General features: G+C 65.3%; 13 protein-coding genes. 4 read left to right on the top strand and 9 right to left on the bottom strand.

All coding sequences use genetic code 11. The features are described 5' to 3' along the window. Positions 1-154: 154 nt before the first annotated feature. Positions 155-1,486: an NAD(P)/FAD-dependent oxidoreductase gene (locus tag ABT24_RS04325; RefSeq protein ID WP_276729251.1), complete on the bottom strand. Its 1,332-nt coding sequence runs from the start codon at positions 1,484-1,486 to the stop codon at positions 155-157. 151 nt (positions 1,487-1,637) lie between these two features. Between ABT24_RS04325 and leuS the strand changes: the two genes are divergently transcribed. The 4 genes from leuS (at position 1,638) to ABT24_RS04305 (ending at position 6,671) form a co-directional block, all read left to right on the top strand. Next, on the top strand, positions 1,638-4,268 hold the full coding sequence (leuS, locus tag ABT24_RS04320; RefSeq protein WP_276729254.1) for a leucine--tRNA ligase: 2,631 nt from the start codon (positions 1,638-1,640) through the stop codon (positions 4,266-4,268). After that, a complete protein-coding gene (locus ABT24_RS04315) occupies positions 4,269-4,757 on the top strand; it encodes an LPS-assembly lipoprotein LptE (protein ID WP_276729257.1) in 489 nt (162 codons plus the stop codon). It abuts the gene before it with no gap. Then, positions 4,757-5,848 carry a DNA polymerase III subunit delta gene (holA, locus tag ABT24_RS04310; RefSeq protein WP_156053949.1) on the top strand — a complete coding sequence of 364 codons (1,092 nt, stop codon included), beginning with the start codon at positions 4,757-4,759 and terminating at the stop codon, positions 5,846-5,848. Before ABT24_RS04315 ends, holA begins: the two co-directional genes overlap by 1 nt. Positions 5,849-5,999: 151 nt before the next feature. Beyond that, positions 6,000-6,671, top strand: coding sequence for a hypothetical protein (locus ABT24_RS04305; protein ID WP_276729260.1), 672 nt, complete (start codon positions 6,000-6,002; stop codon positions 6,669-6,671). 292 nt (positions 6,672-6,963) lie between these two features. On the opposite strand, the gene ABT24_RS04300 is transcribed toward ABT24_RS04305, so the two are convergent. From ABT24_RS04300 to ABT24_RS04265, 8 genes are all read right to left on the bottom strand, one after another. Continuing rightward, the gene (locus tag ABT24_RS04300; RefSeq protein ID WP_276729263.1) at positions 6,964-7,728 is read right to left on the bottom strand and encodes an HAD family hydrolase; all 765 of its coding nucleotides are present in this window, start codon (positions 7,726-7,728) and stop codon (positions 6,964-6,966) included. Continuing rightward, on the bottom strand, positions 7,725-8,282 hold the full coding sequence (locus ABT24_RS04295) for a thioredoxin family protein (RefSeq protein ID WP_276729266.1): 558 nt from the start codon (positions 8,280-8,282) through the stop codon (positions 7,725-7,727). Before ABT24_RS04295 ends, ABT24_RS04300 begins: the two co-directional genes overlap by 4 nt. Positions 8,283-8,391: 109 nt before the next feature. Further along, entirely contained in the window at positions 8,392-9,456 is a 1,065-nt protein-coding gene (gene fba, locus ABT24_RS04290) for a class II fructose-bisphosphate aldolase (RefSeq protein ID WP_013104305.1), read from the bottom strand. Positions 9,457-9,509: 53 nt separating this feature from the next. Beyond that, positions 9,510-10,715, bottom strand: coding sequence for a phosphoglycerate kinase (locus ABT24_RS04285; protein ID WP_276729270.1), 1,206 nt, complete (start codon positions 10,713-10,715; stop codon positions 9,510-9,512). Between the two features lie 70 nt (positions 10,716-10,785). Beyond that, positions 10,786-11,793, bottom strand: a complete 1,008-nt coding sequence (gap, locus tag ABT24_RS04280) for a type I glyceraldehyde-3-phosphate dehydrogenase (RefSeq protein ID WP_156053945.1) — start codon at positions 11,791-11,793, stop codon at positions 10,786-10,788. A gap of 71 nt (positions 11,794-11,864) precedes the next feature. After that, positions 11,865-12,560 carry a phosphoglycolate phosphatase gene (gene gph / locus ABT24_RS04275; protein WP_141130553.1) on the bottom strand — a complete coding sequence of 232 codons (696 nt, stop codon included), beginning with the start codon at positions 12,558-12,560 and terminating at the stop codon, positions 11,865-11,867. A gap of 34 nt (positions 12,561-12,594) precedes the next feature. Further along, positions 12,595-14,622, bottom strand: coding sequence for a transketolase (gene tkt, locus ABT24_RS04270; RefSeq protein WP_276729273.1), 2,028 nt, complete (start codon positions 14,620-14,622; stop codon positions 12,595-12,597). 31 nt (positions 14,623-14,653) lie between these two features. Further along, a complete protein-coding gene (locus ABT24_RS04265) occupies positions 14,654-15,529 on the bottom strand; it encodes a phosphoribulokinase (RefSeq protein ID WP_276729275.1) in 876 nt (291 codons plus the stop codon). Positions 15,530-15,594 lie beyond the last annotated feature (65 nt).

Genomic DNA, 15,594 nt, shown 5'->3' with positions numbered 1-15,594 from the left:
GCTATTAATGCCCCCGCGCCGGGGGTCTGGGCGGAGGCAATGCGAGGCGCAGGCCGCGCCGTGGTGTATTGCACCACAAGCGGACTGCAACGTGGCAGTGCGCCGCCCAGACCCCCGGCCCGAAGGGTTGCCAGCTGAGCAATGCGGGTTCAACTCAATGCAGCTTGATGCGCGGCTCGGTGGTGCGAGAGATCATGCGCGCCAGGGTGAGGAAGGCGGTCTTCCAGAAACCGTGCAGGGCGTGCAGGTGCATGCGGTAGAGCAGCCAATAGATGAAGCGGGCGAAATGGCCTTCGATGAACATACTGCCCTTCGATAGACCACCCATGAGATTGCCCACGGTGCTGTGCTCGCCCAGCGACACCAGCGAGCCGAAGTCGCGGTAGTGAAAGGCCAGCAGCGGCTTGCCCTGCAATTGCCGCGTGATCTGTCGGGCGATGAGGCTGGCCTGCTGGTGCGCGGCCTGGGCGCGCGGCGGCACGTTGCCGGCATGGCCTTCCCAGACGCAGGCGGCACAGTCGCCCAGCGCGTAGATGGCGTCGTCGCGGCTGGTCTGTAGCGTGGGGCGCACGACCAGTTGGTTGATGCGGTTGGTCTCGAGCCCGTCGATGTCGCGCAGGAAATCCGGGGCCTTGACGCCCGCTGCCCAGACCACCAGTTCGGCGGGCAGAAAGTCGCCGTCGGCGGTGCGCACGCCGGTGGCGGTGACTTCGGTCACGCGCTTGCCGGTATGCATCTGCACGCCGAGTTTGGCCAGTTCGCCTGCGGCTGCGGCCGACAGCCGCTCGGGCAACGCGGGCAGGATGCGGGGCGCGGCCTCGACCAGGCTCAGGCGCACGTCGCGCTCGGGGTCGATGCGGTCGAGGCCATAGGCGGCCAGCACGCGCGTGGAGTTGTGCAGCTCGGCCACCAGCTCCACCCCGGTCGCCCCGGCGCCGATAGCCACGACCTTGAGTTGCTCCGGGCGCAGCGGCTCGACCTGGGTGTTGGCGGCGATGCAGGCATTCACCAGTCGCCGGTGAAAACGCCGGGAGTCTTCGGGCGTGTCCAGCGCAATCGCATGCTCGGCCGCGCCGGGCGTGCCGAAGTCGTTGTTCTGGCTGCCCACGGCGATCACCAAAATGTCGTAGCCGATGCGCCGCCGCGGCACGATTTCGCGCCCGGTCTCATCTAACGTGGGCGCGACCAGCACTTCGCGACGCGCGCGGTCGAGCCCGTCCATGGCGCCGAGCCGGTACTTGAAGTGATGCCAGGTGGATTGGGCGAGGTAGTTCAACTCGTTGTCGTCGATGCCCAGGGTGCCGGCCGCCGCCTGGTGCAGCAGCGGTTTCCAGAGATGACTGCGGCCGCGTTCGATCAGCGTAATGTCGGCCTGACGGCGGCGACCCAGGGTGTCGCCCAGCCGGGTGGCCAGTTCCAGCCCGCCGGCACCGCCTCCGACGATGACAATGCGAGGCAGCGGAGAATCAGTAGAAGTCTGGGACATGATGATGGGCTGTCGGTGCAAGGCCTTATTGGAGACCGGCTTGCGTGCGGGCGCAAGCGGCTGCGCGACCACTAACATGCAGCCTCACGCCGCAGCCCGCTTAACCATCCTTGTCCGGGCGCCCGCGCGGCCTCAACCTGCAAGCCTCACGATGAACGAGAAGTATGACGCCAGCGCGGTGGAAGCCGCCGCGCAAGCCCACTGGCAAAGCACCGACGCCTACCGCGTGCGCGAAGACAAGCCGGGCGAAAAGTTCTACGCCTGCTCCATGCTGCCCTACCCCTCGGGCAAGCTGCACATGGGCCATGTGCGCAACTACACCATCAACGACATGCTCACCCGCCATCTGCGGATGAACGGTCACAACGTGCTCATGCCCATGGGCTGGGACGCCTTCGGCCTGCCCGCCGAAAACGCGGCGATGAAAAACAAGGTGCCCCCGGCGAAGTGGACCTATGACAACATCGCCTATATGAAGCGGCAGATGCAGGCCATGGGTCTGGCGATCGACTGGAGCCGCGAGGTGGCGACCTGCTCGCCCGAGTACTACAAGTGGAACCAGTGGCTGTTCCTCAAGATGCTGGAAAAAGGCATCGCCGAGCGCCGCACCCAAGTGGTGAACTGGGACCCGGTGGACCAGACCGTGCTGGCCAACGAGCAGGTGATCGACGGCCGCGGCTGGCGCAGCGGCGCCGTGGTGGAAAAGCGCGAGATTCCCGGCTACTACCTCAAGATCACCGACTACGCCGAAGAACTGCTGGCCGCCGTGGCCGATCCCGAAGACAAGAACTATCTCGCCGGCTGGCCCGAGAGGGTGCGGCTGATGCAGGAGAACTGGATCGGCAAGAGCGCCGGGGTGCGTTTCGCCTTCCCGCACACCATTGCCGACGACTCGGGCGCGCTGATTCAGGGCGGCCGCCTGTATGTGTTCACCACCCGGGCGGACACCATCATGGGCGTGACCTTCTGCGCCGTGGCGCCCGAGCACCCGCTGGCCGCGCATGCCGCGGCGGGCAACGCCGAACTCGCCGCCTTCATCGAGCGCTGCCAGCAAGGCGGCACCACCGAAGCCGAACTCGCCCTGAAAGAAAAAGAGGGCATGCCCACCGGGCTGTTCGTCACCCACCCGCTGACCGGCGCGCAAGTGCCGGTGTGGGTCGGCAACTATGTGCTGATGAGCTATGGCGACGGCGCGGTGATGGGCGTGCCCGCGCACGACGAGCGCGACTTTGCCTTCGCCAAAAAGTACGGCCTGCCCATTCAGCAAGTCGTCGCGGTGGAGGGCGAGACCTTCAGCACGGACGCCTGGGCCGATTGGTATGGCGACAAACAGCGCGCGGTGTGTGTCAACTCGGGTGAGCTCGACGGCCTGCCCTACAAAGACGCGGTGGACAAAGTCGCCGAACTGCTCGCCGCCAAAGGCCTAGGCGAGAAGCGCACCACCTGGCGGCTGCGCGACTGGGGCGTGAGCCGCCAGCGCTACTGGGGCACGCCGATTCCCATCATCCACTGCGATCACTGCGGCGCGGTGCCGGTGCCGGAAAAAGACCTGCCGGTCGTCCTGCCCGAAGACCTGATTCCCGACGGCAGCGGCAACCCGCTGCACCAGTGCGCCGCCTTTGTCGACGTGGCCTGCCCGAAGTGCGGCAAACCGGCCAAGCGCGAAACCGACACCATGGACACCTTCGTCGATTCGAGTTGGTACTTCATGCGCTACACCTGCGCCGACAATCACGACGCCATGGTGGACGGCCGCACCGACTACTGGATGCCGATGGACCAGTACATCGGCGGCATCGAGCACGCCATCCTTCACCTGCTGTATGCGCGCTTCTGGACCAAGGTGATGCGCGACCTCGGGCTGATCAAGGCCGACGAACCCTTCACCCGTCTGCTCACGCAGGGCATGGTGCTCAACCACATCTACTCGCGCAAAACCCCGCAGGGCGGCATCGAATACTTTTGGCCGCACGAGGTGGAGAACGTGTTCGACGCGCAGGGCAAGATCATTGGCGCCAAGCTCAAGGCCGACGGCTCGGCGGTGGACTACGGCGGCGTGGGCACCATGAGCAAGAGCAAGAACAACGGCGTCGATCCGCAAGACCTGATCGACCGCTACGGCGCCGACACCGCCCGCCTGTTCACCATGTTCGCCGCCCCACCCGAAGCCACGCTGGAGTGGAACGACGCCGCGGTGGAAGGCGCGCACCGCTTCCTCAGGCGAGTGTGGGCCTTCGGGCTGAAGCTCAGCACCCTGGCCGCGCCCGCAGCCGAGGCGGGTGACGCCGCACGCAAGCTGCGCCGCGAAGTGCACCAGACCTTGCAGCAGGTGAATTTCGACTACGGCCGCATGCAATACAACACCGTGGTGTCGGGAGCAATGAAACTGCTCAACGCGCTGGAAGGCGCGGACGCCGCAGCCGACGGCATGGCCGTTGCGCTGCGCGAAGGCTTCGGCATTCTGCTGCGCGTGCTCTACCCCGCCACGCCGCACATCGCCCACGCCTTGTGGCAGGAACTCGGCTACGGCGCCGAGTTCGGCGATCTGCTCGACGCGCCCTGGCCGCAAGTGGACGAAGCCGCGCTGGTGCAGGACACCATCGAGCTCATGCTGCAGGTCAACGGCAAGTTGCGTGGTGCCATTCAAGTCGCGGCCAGTGCCGACAAGGCCACGATCGAAGCCGCCGCGCTCTCCAGCGCCGACTTCGCCAAATTCAGCGAAGGCAAGGCCGCGAAGAAGGTCATCGTGGTGCCGGGTCGGCTGGTCAATGTGGTGGTCTGAATGAAGCGTCGCAGCGTCCTCATCTTCGCACCGCTTCTGGCCTTGAGCGCCTGCGGTTTTCAACTGCGCGGCTCGACCAATCTGTCGTTCAACACCCTGTATGTGGCGGGCTCGGAGACCTCGGCCTTCGTCGTGGCACTCAAGCGGCAGATCGCAGCGACCACTTCGACCCGCATCGCGCCAGACGCCCAGTCCGCTCAGGCGGTATTCACCCTGCTGGGCGAATCGCAGACGCAGACCGCACAGGCCTACAACGCCGATGGCACGGTGGCGCAATATCTGTTGCGCTACACCGTGCGCTTTGAGCTCACCACGCCGCAGGGCAAGGTGCTGATCGCCCCGACCGACCTGAGCCAGACCAGCAATCTGAGCTACAACTCCAGCGCCACGCTGGCCAAGGCCAACGAGTCCGATCTGCTCTATCGCGGCATGCGCCAGGAACTGATCAACCGTCTGATGTTCCAGCTCGCCGCGGTAAAGGTGAATTGATGCAGCTCGCGGCCGACCAGCTCGACGCCCATCTCGCCAGCAAGCTCGGCGCGCTGTACGTGGTGTATGGCGACGAGACCCTGCTGGTGAACGAGGCGGTGGACGCCATTCGCGCCCGCGCCCGGCAGCAGGGCTTCGACGAACGCGAAAGCCACACGGTGGAACGCGGCTTCGACTGGAGCCACCTGCTCGCAGGTAGCCGCGAGATCAGCCTGTTCGGCGGTCGGCGGCTCATCGAACTGCGCATCCCGGGCGGCAAACCCGGACGCGACGGCGGCGAAGCCTTGGCAGCGCTGGCCGACCATCTCTCAGCCGATGTGATGGCGGTGGTCATCCTGCCCCGTCTGGATGCGGCCACCCAGAAGTCGGCCTGGTTCAGCGCCCTGAGCCAGGGCGGCGTGGCGGTGCGGGTGGACAGCGTGGAGCTTGCGCAACTGCCGCGGTGGATCGCCGCCCGACTGCAGCGCCACGGCTTTACCCTGCCCGCGGGCGACGCGGGCAGGGCGCTCACCGATTTTCTGGTGGCGCGGGTGGAAGGCAATCTGCTGGCCGCCCATCAGGAGATCGAAAAGCTCGCGCTGCTGTGCCCGCCCGGCCCGCTCGATCCCGACACGGTGGAGCAGGCGGTGCTGAACGTGGCGCGCTACAGCGTGTTCAAGCTCGGAGAAGCGGTGCTGGGCGGCGATGTCGCCCGGCTGCGCCGCATGCTCGACGGCCTGCAGGCCGAAGGCGTGGCCCCGGTGCTGGTGCACTGGACGCTGGCCGACGACATCCGCGCCTGGCTGCGCATCCGTCAGGGGCTGGACGCGGGGCAGGCGCTGCCCGCGCTACTGCGCGCCAATCGCATCTGGGGCGTGAAGGAAAAGCTGCTGGAACGCGCCTTGCCGCGCCTGCGCACACCCGATCTGGAGCGGCTGCTGCAACTCGCGGCGCAGTGCGATCTGGCGGTCAAGGGCCTGCGCCCTGACTCCCTGCCGCGCGCACCGTGGGAGGCGCTGCAAGTGCTCGCCCTGTCCATGCTCGACGCCCTCTGGCCCACGCCGCCGAGCGCTCGGCAGGGCCGCAGGCTGGTGCTGCACCCGGCGCTTTGAGTGCATTCCTCAAGACCGCGAGTTGCGGGCTTGTGAACTCTGCGGCCTTGCCCGGCTCTGAGCAAAGTCCGACACGCTTCGCCGCCTTCTTCGCTGTCTTCTTCGCTGTCTTATTCGCGGCCTTTTTTGCAGCCTCTCTCACCGAAACGTCATGCCCTTTTTTCCGCCTCGCTCCCCCTACTCTGGCCGACTGAGCCACACCCTGGCCGCACTCAGCCTGTCGGCTGCCGCGCTGCTGCCCGCTGCCTTCGCGCAGGCCGCGCCCGCGCCCGTAACCGACAACGCGCCCAGCTTCACCGCAGGCCCGGATGATGTAATGCGCGTGCTGCCCGCGCAACTGCTGCCCGCGCTGCAGGTCAACTGCCACGGCGTGAAGATCGCTGCACCCGCCTGGCGCGCGCAGCTCGACGCCTCTGCCGCCTTGCTGGTCAACCTCAATCAGGTGACGGTGCCGGAGAAGCAGGCGGTCTTGCCGATGGCCCTGTTGTGCCCCGCGCCCAGCCCGCTCGCCGCCGCGTGGAGCCGGGCCGCGGAACAGGCCAGCAATCTGGTCAAGCTCGACTTTCCCGGTGCGCCTGAGCAGGTCACCGGCGCCAGCTTCATCGGCCCCGAGGGCGGGCGGGTGCTGATCGTCAACCGCAGCGCACAGGCGGTGCGGGTCAATCTGGGAACCTGGGTGAGCAAGACCGCGCGGCTGGATCAATACACCGCACCGGGGGCGGCAGCGCAGCCACCCAAGGTCGAGCATCTGCGCCGCGCCTTGGGCACGCAGGATGCGCAAGGCATTTTGTTGCCGCCGATGTCGCTCAGCGTGGTCGGCTGAACAACGGCGTTGTTGCCGGGCCGGAATTTCACCAGATCACGGGATGATGGCGCGGCAGGCCGTGCGTCCCCCTCCCGGCCTCCCCCACGAGTGGAGGAGGTGAGAACAGCGCTACGCGGCGCTCCGGATGCCCCTCCCGACCTCCCCCACAAGTGGAGGAGGTGCAAAAAGACGCCCTCTCCACTTGTGGGGAGGGCTGGGGTGGGGAGGGTTTGGCGCAGCGCTTCGCGCCCGCCAGCGCCTGCATAGAAGCGAAGGACAGACTGATGGGCAATCTGGGTTCAACCCAGATTCAGTCAACCCACTGCCGCAGCTCGTTCAACCCGACCACACCGGACCAAGGCTGGCTGCCGATGCGCCCCGTAGCGGGAGCGCCCGCCTCGCCCAGACCGTCGAGCCAGGCCAGCGCGCCGTCGAAGTTTTCGTGATGGGTGTAAGCGCCGGTGGTGACCACGGTGCGCAGCCCGGCGCCGTGCGCCGCGCGCAGGCCGTTGGTCGAGTCTTCGAACGCCAGGCATTGCTCCGGCACCAGCGCCATGCGTTCGAGCACCCAGGTGTAGATGCCGGGATCGGGTTTTTTGCGCGGCACGGCGTCACCCGCGCCCACCACTTCGAACCAGTCCATGCCGCCTGCGCCCAGGGTGGCGTGAATCAGCGCTTCGACATTGTCGGGCGTAGTGGTGGTGGCGATGGCCAGACGCAGCCCGGCGCTGCGCGCCTGCTCCAGCAGCCGACGCACGCCCGGACGCAGGGCGATGCCGCCCTCCGCCACCAGTCGCACATAGTGCGCGGTCTTGCGGCGGTGGAGCTCGGCGATCAGCCCCGCCGCTTCGGGCGCAGCCGCGGCTTGCGGATCGATCTCCTGCCAATAAGCCAGCATGCGCTCTTTGCCGCCGGTAATGGCGAGCAGGCGGCCGTAGGTCGGCACGTCCCAATGCCAATCCAGCCCGGCATCGGCGAAGGCCTGGTTGAAAGCAATGCGGTGACCGTCGCGCTCGGTTTCGGCCAAGGTGCCATCGACGTCGAAAATCAGTGCGCGCAAGGGCGTTGAATTCATGCCTCACCTTTCCATTTGATGGAGCAGCCGATGCTGGGATATTGCTCCGCGGGGCCGATGCCGGTTTCGGCGATCTGCTTCATGGCCTCGAACAAATCGCGGCGGGCGTCGGCGGGGGCGGCCTGCTTGCGCGAGGCGTCGAGCTGGCCGCGATACTGCAGCTTCAAATCGGCGTTGAAGCCGAAAAAATCGGGCGTGCAGACTGCGCCGTAGGCCTTGGCCACGGCCTGCGTTTCGTCATACAGATAGGGAAAACCGAAGCCGTGCTGCGCGGCGAACAGCTTCATGTTGTCGAAGGAGTCTTCGGGATAGGCGCTCACGTCGTTGCTGTTGATGGCCACCGCATGCACGCCCAGGGCGCGCAGCTCCCGGGCATCGCGCACCATGCGGTCGGCCACGGCCTGCACGTAGGGGCAGTGATTGCAGATGAACATCACCAGCAGCCCCTTGGGGCCACGCAGTTCGGCCAAGGTGTAGTTGCGGCCATCGATGCCGGGCAGATGGAAGTCGGGCGCGGGAAATCCGCGCTGCAAGGGATCGGCGGTTGCGGCCATGACAAAACTCCTTTGCTTGGTTGTCGGGGAATGCAATGCACAGACGACAACCCCGGCTGAGGCCGGGGTTGTCGATCCCATCAAACTCGGACAGAAACTGCCCTAGGCATCAGTTGATCTTGGGATCGAGCGCGCCCTTTTCGTACAGCGCCACCATGGCATCGAGCGTGATGGGCTTGATCTTGGACGCATTGCCCGCGGTGCCGAAGGCTTCGTAACGCGCCTTGCAAATCTCTTTCATGGCCTTGGTCGAAGCGATGAGGAATTTGCGCGGATCGAACTCTTTCGGGTGTTCGGCGAGGAACTTGCGGGTGGCGCCCGTGGAGGCCATGCGCAGATCGGTGTCGATGTTGACCTTGCGCACACCGTGCTTGATGCCTTCGACGATCTCTTCCACCGGCACGCCATAGGTCTCGCCCATGTCGCCGCCGTAGGAGTTGATGATTTTGAGCCACTCTTGCGGTACCGAGGAAGAGCCGTGCATCACCAGGTGGGTGTTGGGAATGCGGGCGTGAATTTCCTTGATGCGGCCGATGGCGAGGATGTCACCGGTGGGCGGACGGGTGAACTTGTACGCGCCGTGGCTGGTGCCGATGGCAATGGCCAGGGCGTCGACCTGGGTCTTTTTCACGAAGTCAGCGGCCTCTTCCGGGTCGGTCAGCAGCTGGCTGTGGTCAAGCGTGCCTTCGGCGCCGATGCCGTCTTCTTCACCGGCGGTGCCGGTTTCGAGCGAGCCCAGGCAACCGAGTTCGCCTTCGACCGACACGCCGCAGGCGTGCGACATTTCCACCACGCGACGGGTGACATCGACGTTGTACTCGTAGGTAGTCGGCGTCTTGCCGTCGGTGCCCAACGAGCCGTCCATCATCACCGAGCTGAAGCCCAGCTGGATGGAGCGCTGGCAGACGCCGGGGCTGGTGCCGTGATCCTGGTGCATGACCACGGGAATGTGCGGCCACTCTTCAACCGCCGCCTCGATGAGGTGGCGCAGAAAGGGCGCGCCAGCGTACTTGCGCGCGCCAGCGGAGGCCTGCAGGATGACCGGCGAGTTGGTCTCGTCGGCGGCTTCCATGATGGCGCGCACCTGTTCGAGGTTGTTGACGTTGAAGGCGGGAACGCCGTAGGAATGCTCGGCCGCATGGTCGAGCAGTTGACGCAGGGAAATCAGGGCCATGACGGACTCCTCAAGAGATAGGGAACAGGTTCAAAACGATCAAAGCATGGGCTTCAAGACAAAGGCTGCTTGGCGCGCTGCTGCAGGATCTCGAAAGCGGGCAACTGTTTGCCTTCGAGCACTTCCAGGAAGGCGCCGCCGCCGGTGGAGATGTAACCGATGCGGTCGGTGATGCCATATTTGGCAATCGCCGCCAGGGTATCGCCGCCGCCCGCGATGGAGAAGGCAGGGCTGCTGGCGATGGCCTCGGCCAGCACCTTGGTGCCGTTGGCGAAGGCGTCGAACTCGAACACGCCCACCGGGCCGTTCCAGACGATGGTGCCCGCGGTCTTGAGCTTGGCCGCCAGCTTGGCCGCAGTCTTGGGGCCGATGTCGAGTATGAGGTCGTCAGCGGCCACATCCTTGGCCTCTTTGACGGTGGCCTCGGCGGTAGCGCTGAACTGCTTGGCCACCACCACATCTTCGGGAATGGGCACTTCGGCGCCGCGTTCCTTCATTTTGGTGATGACCTTCTTCGCCTCATCCACCAGATCGGGCTCGGCCAGGCTTTTGCCGATGGGCAGACCTTCGGCCAGCATGAAGGTGTTGGCGATGCCGCCGCCCACGATCAGACCATCGACCTTGTCGGCCAGGGCTTGCAGGATGGTGAGCTTGGTGGAGACCTTGGAGCCTGCGACGATGGCCACCAGCGGGCGCGCAGGTTTTTCCAGCGCGCGGCTGATGGCGTCGATCTCGGCCGCCAGCAGGGGGCCCGCGCAAGCGATGGGCGCGTACTTGGCGATGCCATAGGTGGTCGCCTCAGCGCGGTGGGCGGTGCCGAAAGCGTCGTTCACATAGATGTCGCAGAGCTTGGCGATTTTTTGCGACAGCGCGTCGTCGTTCTTTTTCTCGCCCTTGTTGACGCGAGCGTTTTCGAGCATGACCACTTCGCCAGGACGCACGTCAAAGCCGCCGTCCACCCAGTTGGCCTGCAGCTTGACCGGCAGGCCGAGCAGCTCGCTCAGGCGCTTGGCCACGGGGGCCAGCGAATCCTCGGGCTTGAACTCACCTTCGGTCGGGCGGCCCAGGTGCGAGGTGATCATCACCCCGGCACCGGCGTCGAGCGCCATTTTCACTGCGGGCACGGAAGCGCGCACCCGGGTGTCTTCGGTGATCTCGCCCTTGTCGTTGAACGGCACGTTCAGATCGGCGCGAATGAATACGCGCTTGTCCTGGGCGAAGCCGCGCTTGCACACTTCTTCAAAGGTCAGGATTTGCATCAGTCTCTCCTCGTTTGCACCCCGCTGACGGGTGTTTTGATGAGTCGTCAAGGCAGCGGGGCTGGCGGCATCAGTTGCTGGCGACGTGCTTGACGAAGCGCATCATGTTGCAGGTGTAGCCGTACTCGTTGTCGTACCAGGACACGACCTTGACAAAGGTGGAATCGAGGGCGATACCGGCCTCGGCGTCGAAGATCGACGGCATGGAGCAGCCGCGATAGTCGGTGGAGACCACCTTGTCTTCGGTATAGCCGAGCACGCCCTTGAGCGGGCCTTCGGAAGCGGCCTTCATCGCCGCGCAGATGTCGGCGTAGCTGGCTTCCTTGTTCAGCTCGACGGTCAGGTCGACCACAGAGACATCGGGCGTGGGCACGCGGAAGGCCATGCCGGTGAGCTTTTTGTTTAGCTCGGGAATGACCTTGCCCACCGCCTTGGCCGCGCCGGTGCTCGACGGGATGATGTTGTCCAGGATGCCCCGGCCGCCGCGCCAGTCTTTGCTCGACGGGCCGTCCACGGTCTTTTGCGTGGCGGTAGCGGCGTGCACCGTGCTCATCAGGCCGCGCTTGATGCCGAAGCTGTCATTGAGCACCTTGGCCACGGGGGCCAGGCAGTTGGTGGTGCAGGAGGCGGCGGAGACGATTTTCTCGCCAGCGTACTTGGCGTGGTTCACGCCATAGACGAACATCGGCGTGTCGTCCTTGGAGGGGGCGGATTGCACCACTTTCTTGGCGCCAGCGTCGATGTGCTTCTGGCAGGTATCGAGGGTGAGGAAGAAGCCGGTGGCTTCGACCACCACGTCGGCATTTACTTCGTTCCACTTCAGGTTGGCGGGATCGCGCTCGGCGGTGAGGCGGATTTTCTTGCCGTTGACCACCAGGTTGTTGCCTTCCACGCCCACCGTGCCGTTGAAGCGGCCATGCACCGAGTCGTACTGCAGCATGTAAGCCAGGTAGTCCGGCTCGAGCAGGTCGTTGATGGCGACGATCTCCAAGTCTTTGAACTCGGCTTCCTGCGCCACGGCGCGGAACACCATGCGGCCGATGCGGCCGAATCCATTGATGGCGATGCGAATGGTCATATGAGATCTCCTGAATGAAGGTTGAGAAAAAGTGGGGGGTGGCGTGTGCAGGCGGCGTTTTGAGCGCGCCCTCAATCGGAAGCGTGCAAGGCCGACGCCCGCACGGCCTCGGCGACTGCGGCCACGGTGGGAATGATGCGATCGGGCTCGGCCAGGGCGATCGACTTGCCGTGGTTGTAGCCGTAGGGCACCGCCCAGACCGCCACGCCGGCGGCACGCGCGGTAGCGACATCGATCTCGGAATCGCCGACGAACAGCGCGCGGTTTGCCCGCAGCTTGAAGGCGTCGAGGCAGTAGCGCACCGGCAGCGGATCGGGCTTCTTGGCTTCGAGCGTATCGCCGGCCACCACCATGTCGAAGTAGTGACGGATGCCATGCACCATGAGCACCGTGGTGGCGAAGCGCTGTTCTTTGTTGGTGACCAGCGCGATGCGTACCTGCGCCGCGCGCAAGGCCTTGAGCGTACTGAGCACATCGGGATAGAGGCGGCTGCGCTGCCCGGTACGCACGGCATAGAACTCGGCAAAGCGCGGCATCAGGATGTCGAGCGTGCCGGTGCGCCGCACCGTCTCTTCTTCGAGGCCGGTGGCGTGCGCATAGGCGTGCAGCATGAGTTCGCGCGTGCCATGTCCGATCCAGGCGCGGATCAGATGCTCGGAGACTTCGGGCAGTTGCTGATCGCGCAGCAGGTCGTTGACCGCGTCGGCGATTTCGGGCGCGGTTTCCACCAGCGTACCGTCGAGGTCGAACATCACCAAATCGAACATGGCTTGCGTCATCCTGTTGCGTGTCGGGTCAGACTCAAGCGGCTTGCAGCACAGACTTCGCCACGGCGACCGCATGCTCTGCGGTCACCTTGAAGTGCTGATAGAGCTGCGGCGCGGGGGCGGATTCGCCAAAGGTGGCGATACCGACGATGCCGCCGTTCAGGCCGACATACTTGTGCCAGAAGTCCGGGTGACCCGCCTCGATGGCCACGCGCGGCAAGCCTGCGGGCAGCACCTCGTTGCGGTAGGCGGCATCCTGGCGGTCGAAGGCGTTGGTGCAGGGCATGGAGACCACGCGCGCGGCGACGCCCTGTTCGGCCAGCATGCCTTGCGCCTTGAGCGCAATTTCCACTTCGGAGCCGGTGGCGATCAGCACGATCTGCGGCTTGCCGCCCTGGGCTTCGGACAGCACATAGCCGCCGCGCGAAATGGTGCGCTCGGCGTCTTCCGGGTGCGGGGTGGAGACGAGATTCTGCCGCGACAGCAGCAGGGCGCTGGGGCCATGCTTGCGCTCGATGGCGTGCTTCCAGGCCACCGCGGTTTCGAGCACGTCGGCCGGGCGCCACACATCCAGATTGGGGATGAGGCGCAGGCTGGACGGCTGCTCGATCGGCTGGTGCGTCGGGCCGTCCTCGCCCAGACCGATGGAGTCGTGCGAGAAGACGTGGATGACCCGCTGCTTCATCAGCGCGCTCATGCGCACGCCGTTGCGCGAGTAGTCGGAGAACATCAGGAAGGTGCCGCCGTAGGGCAGGAAGCCGCCATGCAGCGCCATGCCGTTCATCATGGCCACCATGCCGAATTCGCGCACGCCATACGACAGATAGTTGAAAGCCGTGCCGGGCGCGGCCTTCTCGAAGGAATGCGAGGCCTTGACCGCGGTGAGGTTGGAGCCGGTCAGGTCGGCCGAACCGCCGAACAGACCGGGCAGCGCGGGCACCAGGGTTTCAAGCGCGATCTGCGAGGACTTGCGGGTGGCGGTCGCCGCAGTGACTTCGCGCGCCTTGGCGTACAGGGTCTGCACGGTCTGGCCCCAATCGGCGGGCAGATCGCCGGCCATGCGGCGCTTGAATTCGGCGGCCAGTGCGGGATGGGCCTTTTCATAGGCGGCGAAGCGCTCGTTCCAGTCGGCTTCGAGCTTGGCGCCGTGGAATTTGGCGTCCCAGGCCTGGTAAATGTCGGCGGGAATTTCAAACGGGCCGTAGTCCCAGCCCAGGGCCTTGCGGGTGGCGTCGGCCTCGGCCTGGCCGAGCGCGGCGCCGTGCACATCGTGCGTGCCGGCCTTGTTGGGCGAGCCCCAGCCGATGGTGGTGCGGCAAATGACGAGGGTGGGCTTGTCGCTGGTCTTGGCCTCGGCGGTGGCCTTCTCGACGGCAACGGCGTCATGGCCGTCGATGGGGCCGATGACGTTCCAGCCATAGGCCTGGAAGCGCTGCGCGGTGTTGTCGGAGAACCAGTGCTCGACATGACCGTCGATGGAAATGCCGTTGTCGTCGTAGTAGGCGATGAGCTTGTTGAGCTTGAGGGTGCCGGCCAGCGAGCAGACCTCGTGGCTGATGCCCTCCATCAGGCAGCCGTCGCCGAGGAACACATAGGTGTGGTGATCGACGATGGCATGGCCGGGCTGGTTGAACTGCGCGGCCAGCACTTTTTCGGCCAGCGCCATGCCCACGCCGTTGGCGATGCCCTGACCCAGCGGGCCGGTGGTGGTTTCCACGCCCGGCGTGTAGCCCACTTCGGGGTGGCCCGGCGTTTTGCTGTGCAGTTGGCGGAAGCGCTTGAGCTCCTCGATCGGCAGGTCGTAGCCGGTGAGATGCAGCAGGGCGTAGATCAGCATCGAGCCGTGGCCATTGGACAGCACGAAGCGGTCACGGTTGGCCCAGTGCGGATTGGCCGGGTTGTGGTGCAGGTGATTGCGCCACAGCACTTCGGCGATGTCGGCCATGCCCATGGGGGCGCCGGGGTGGCCGGAGTTGGCGGCCTGCACGCCGTCGATGGCGAGAAAGCGGATGGCGTTGGCCAGACGGCGGCGTTGTTGGGTGTCGATTTGAACGGTAGTCATGTTGAAATTCTTCCGGGTTTGGACAACGCGGTTAACCTGCGCGACGCTTGAGGTCCATCAGACGCAGAATCATCGGCGTGAAGATGAGCTGCATGGCAATGCCCATCTTGCCGCCGGGCACGACCAGGGTGTTGGGGCGGCTCATCCACGAGTCGTGGAGCATGGACAGCAGGTAGGGAAAATCGATGCCCTTGGGGTTCGCGAAGCGGATGACCACCATGCTCTCGTCGAGCGTGGGAATGTCTTTGGCGATGAAGGGGTTGGAGGTATCGACCGTGGGCACGCGCTGGAAGTTGACATGGGTGCGCGAGAACTGCGGCGCGATGTGATGCACATAGTCGGGCATGCGGCGCAGGATGGTGTCCATCACCGCCTCTTGCGAGTAGCCGCGCTGGATCTGGTCGCGGTGCAGCTTTTGAATCCACTCCAGGTTGATGATGGGCACCACGCCCACCAGCAGGTCCACCTGCTTGGCCACGTTGATCTCGCCAGCGGCGTAACCGCCGTGCAGACCTTCGTAGAACATCAGATCGGAACCCGGCTTGATGTCCTTCCACTCGGTGAAGTTGCCCGGCTCGACGCCGAATTCGGCCGCCTCGCCCGCATCGTGGATGTACTTGCGCACCTTGCCGCCGCCGGTCTCGCCGTAGGTCTTGAACACGGTTTCCAGTTCGCCCAGCAGGTTAGCGTCGGGGCCGAAATGGCTGAAGTGACGGTTGCCCGCGGCTTCCTGCTTTTTCATCTCCTCGCGCATTTCCATGCGGTTGAACTTATGGAAGGAATCTCCCTCGACGATTTGCGCGGTGAGCTGTTCGCGGCGGAAGATGTGCTGAAAGCTGCGCATCACCGTGGTGGTGCCGGCGCCCGACGACCCGGTGATGGCAATGATGGGATGTTTGACAGACATGGTGCGAGCCTCTTTTCAAGACAAGGAAATCAATGCATGCAGCGCCCGTCTTGATGCGGGTCGCT

Source organism: Thiomonas sp. SCN 64-16 (assembly GCF_001725585.1).
Classification (GTDB): domain Bacteria; phylum Pseudomonadota; class Gammaproteobacteria; order Burkholderiales; family Burkholderiaceae_C; genus Thiomonas; species Thiomonas arsenitoxydans.
This window is presented reverse-complemented; position numbering and strand designations above follow the sequence as displayed.

Bases quoted from the DNA above. Each gene is read 5' to 3' on its own strand.
- ABT24_RS04300 (WP_276729263.1), bottom strand. From the start codon at position 7,728: ATGAATTCAACGCCCTTGCGCGCACTGATTTTCGACGTCGATGGCACC.
- holA (WP_156053949.1), top strand. From the start codon at position 4,757: ATGCAGCTCGCGGCCGACCAGCTCGACGCCCATCTCGCCAGCAAGCTC.
- leuS (WP_276729254.1), top strand. From the start codon at position 1,638: ATGAACGAGAAGTATGACGCCAGCGCGGTGGAAGCCGCCGCGCAAGCC.
- gph (WP_141130553.1), bottom strand. From the start codon at position 12,560: ATGTTCGATTTGGTGATGTTCGACCTCGACGGTACGCTGGTGGAAACC.
- gap (WP_156053945.1), bottom strand. From the start codon at position 11,793: ATGACCATTCGCATCGCCATCAATGGATTCGGCCGCATCGGCCGCATG.
- fba (WP_013104305.1), bottom strand. From the start codon at position 9,456: ATGGCCCTGATTTCCCTGCGTCAACTGCTCGACCATGCGGCCGAGCAT.
- ABT24_RS04305 (WP_276729260.1), top strand. From the start codon at position 6,000: ATGCCCTTTTTTCCGCCTCGCTCCCCCTACTCTGGCCGACTGAGCCAC.
- ABT24_RS04295 (WP_276729266.1), bottom strand. From the start codon at position 8,282: ATGGCCGCAACCGCCGATCCCTTGCAGCGCGGATTTCCCGCGCCCGAC.
- tkt (WP_276729273.1), bottom strand. From the start codon at position 14,622: ATGACTACCGTTCAAATCGACACCCAACAACGCCGCCGTCTGGCCAAC.
- ABT24_RS04325 (WP_276729251.1), bottom strand. From the start codon at position 1,486: ATGTCCCAGACTTCTACTGATTCTCCGCTGCCTCGCATTGTCATCGTC.
- ABT24_RS04265 (WP_276729275.1), bottom strand. From the start codon at position 15,529: ATGTCTGTCAAACATCCCATCATTGCCATCACCGGGTCGTCGGGCGCC.
- ABT24_RS04285 (WP_276729270.1), bottom strand. From the start codon at position 10,715: ATGCAAATCCTGACCTTTGAAGAAGTGTGCAAGCGCGGCTTCGCCCAG.
- ABT24_RS04315 (WP_276729257.1), top strand. From the start codon at position 4,269: ATGAAGCGTCGCAGCGTCCTCATCTTCGCACCGCTTCTGGCCTTGAGC.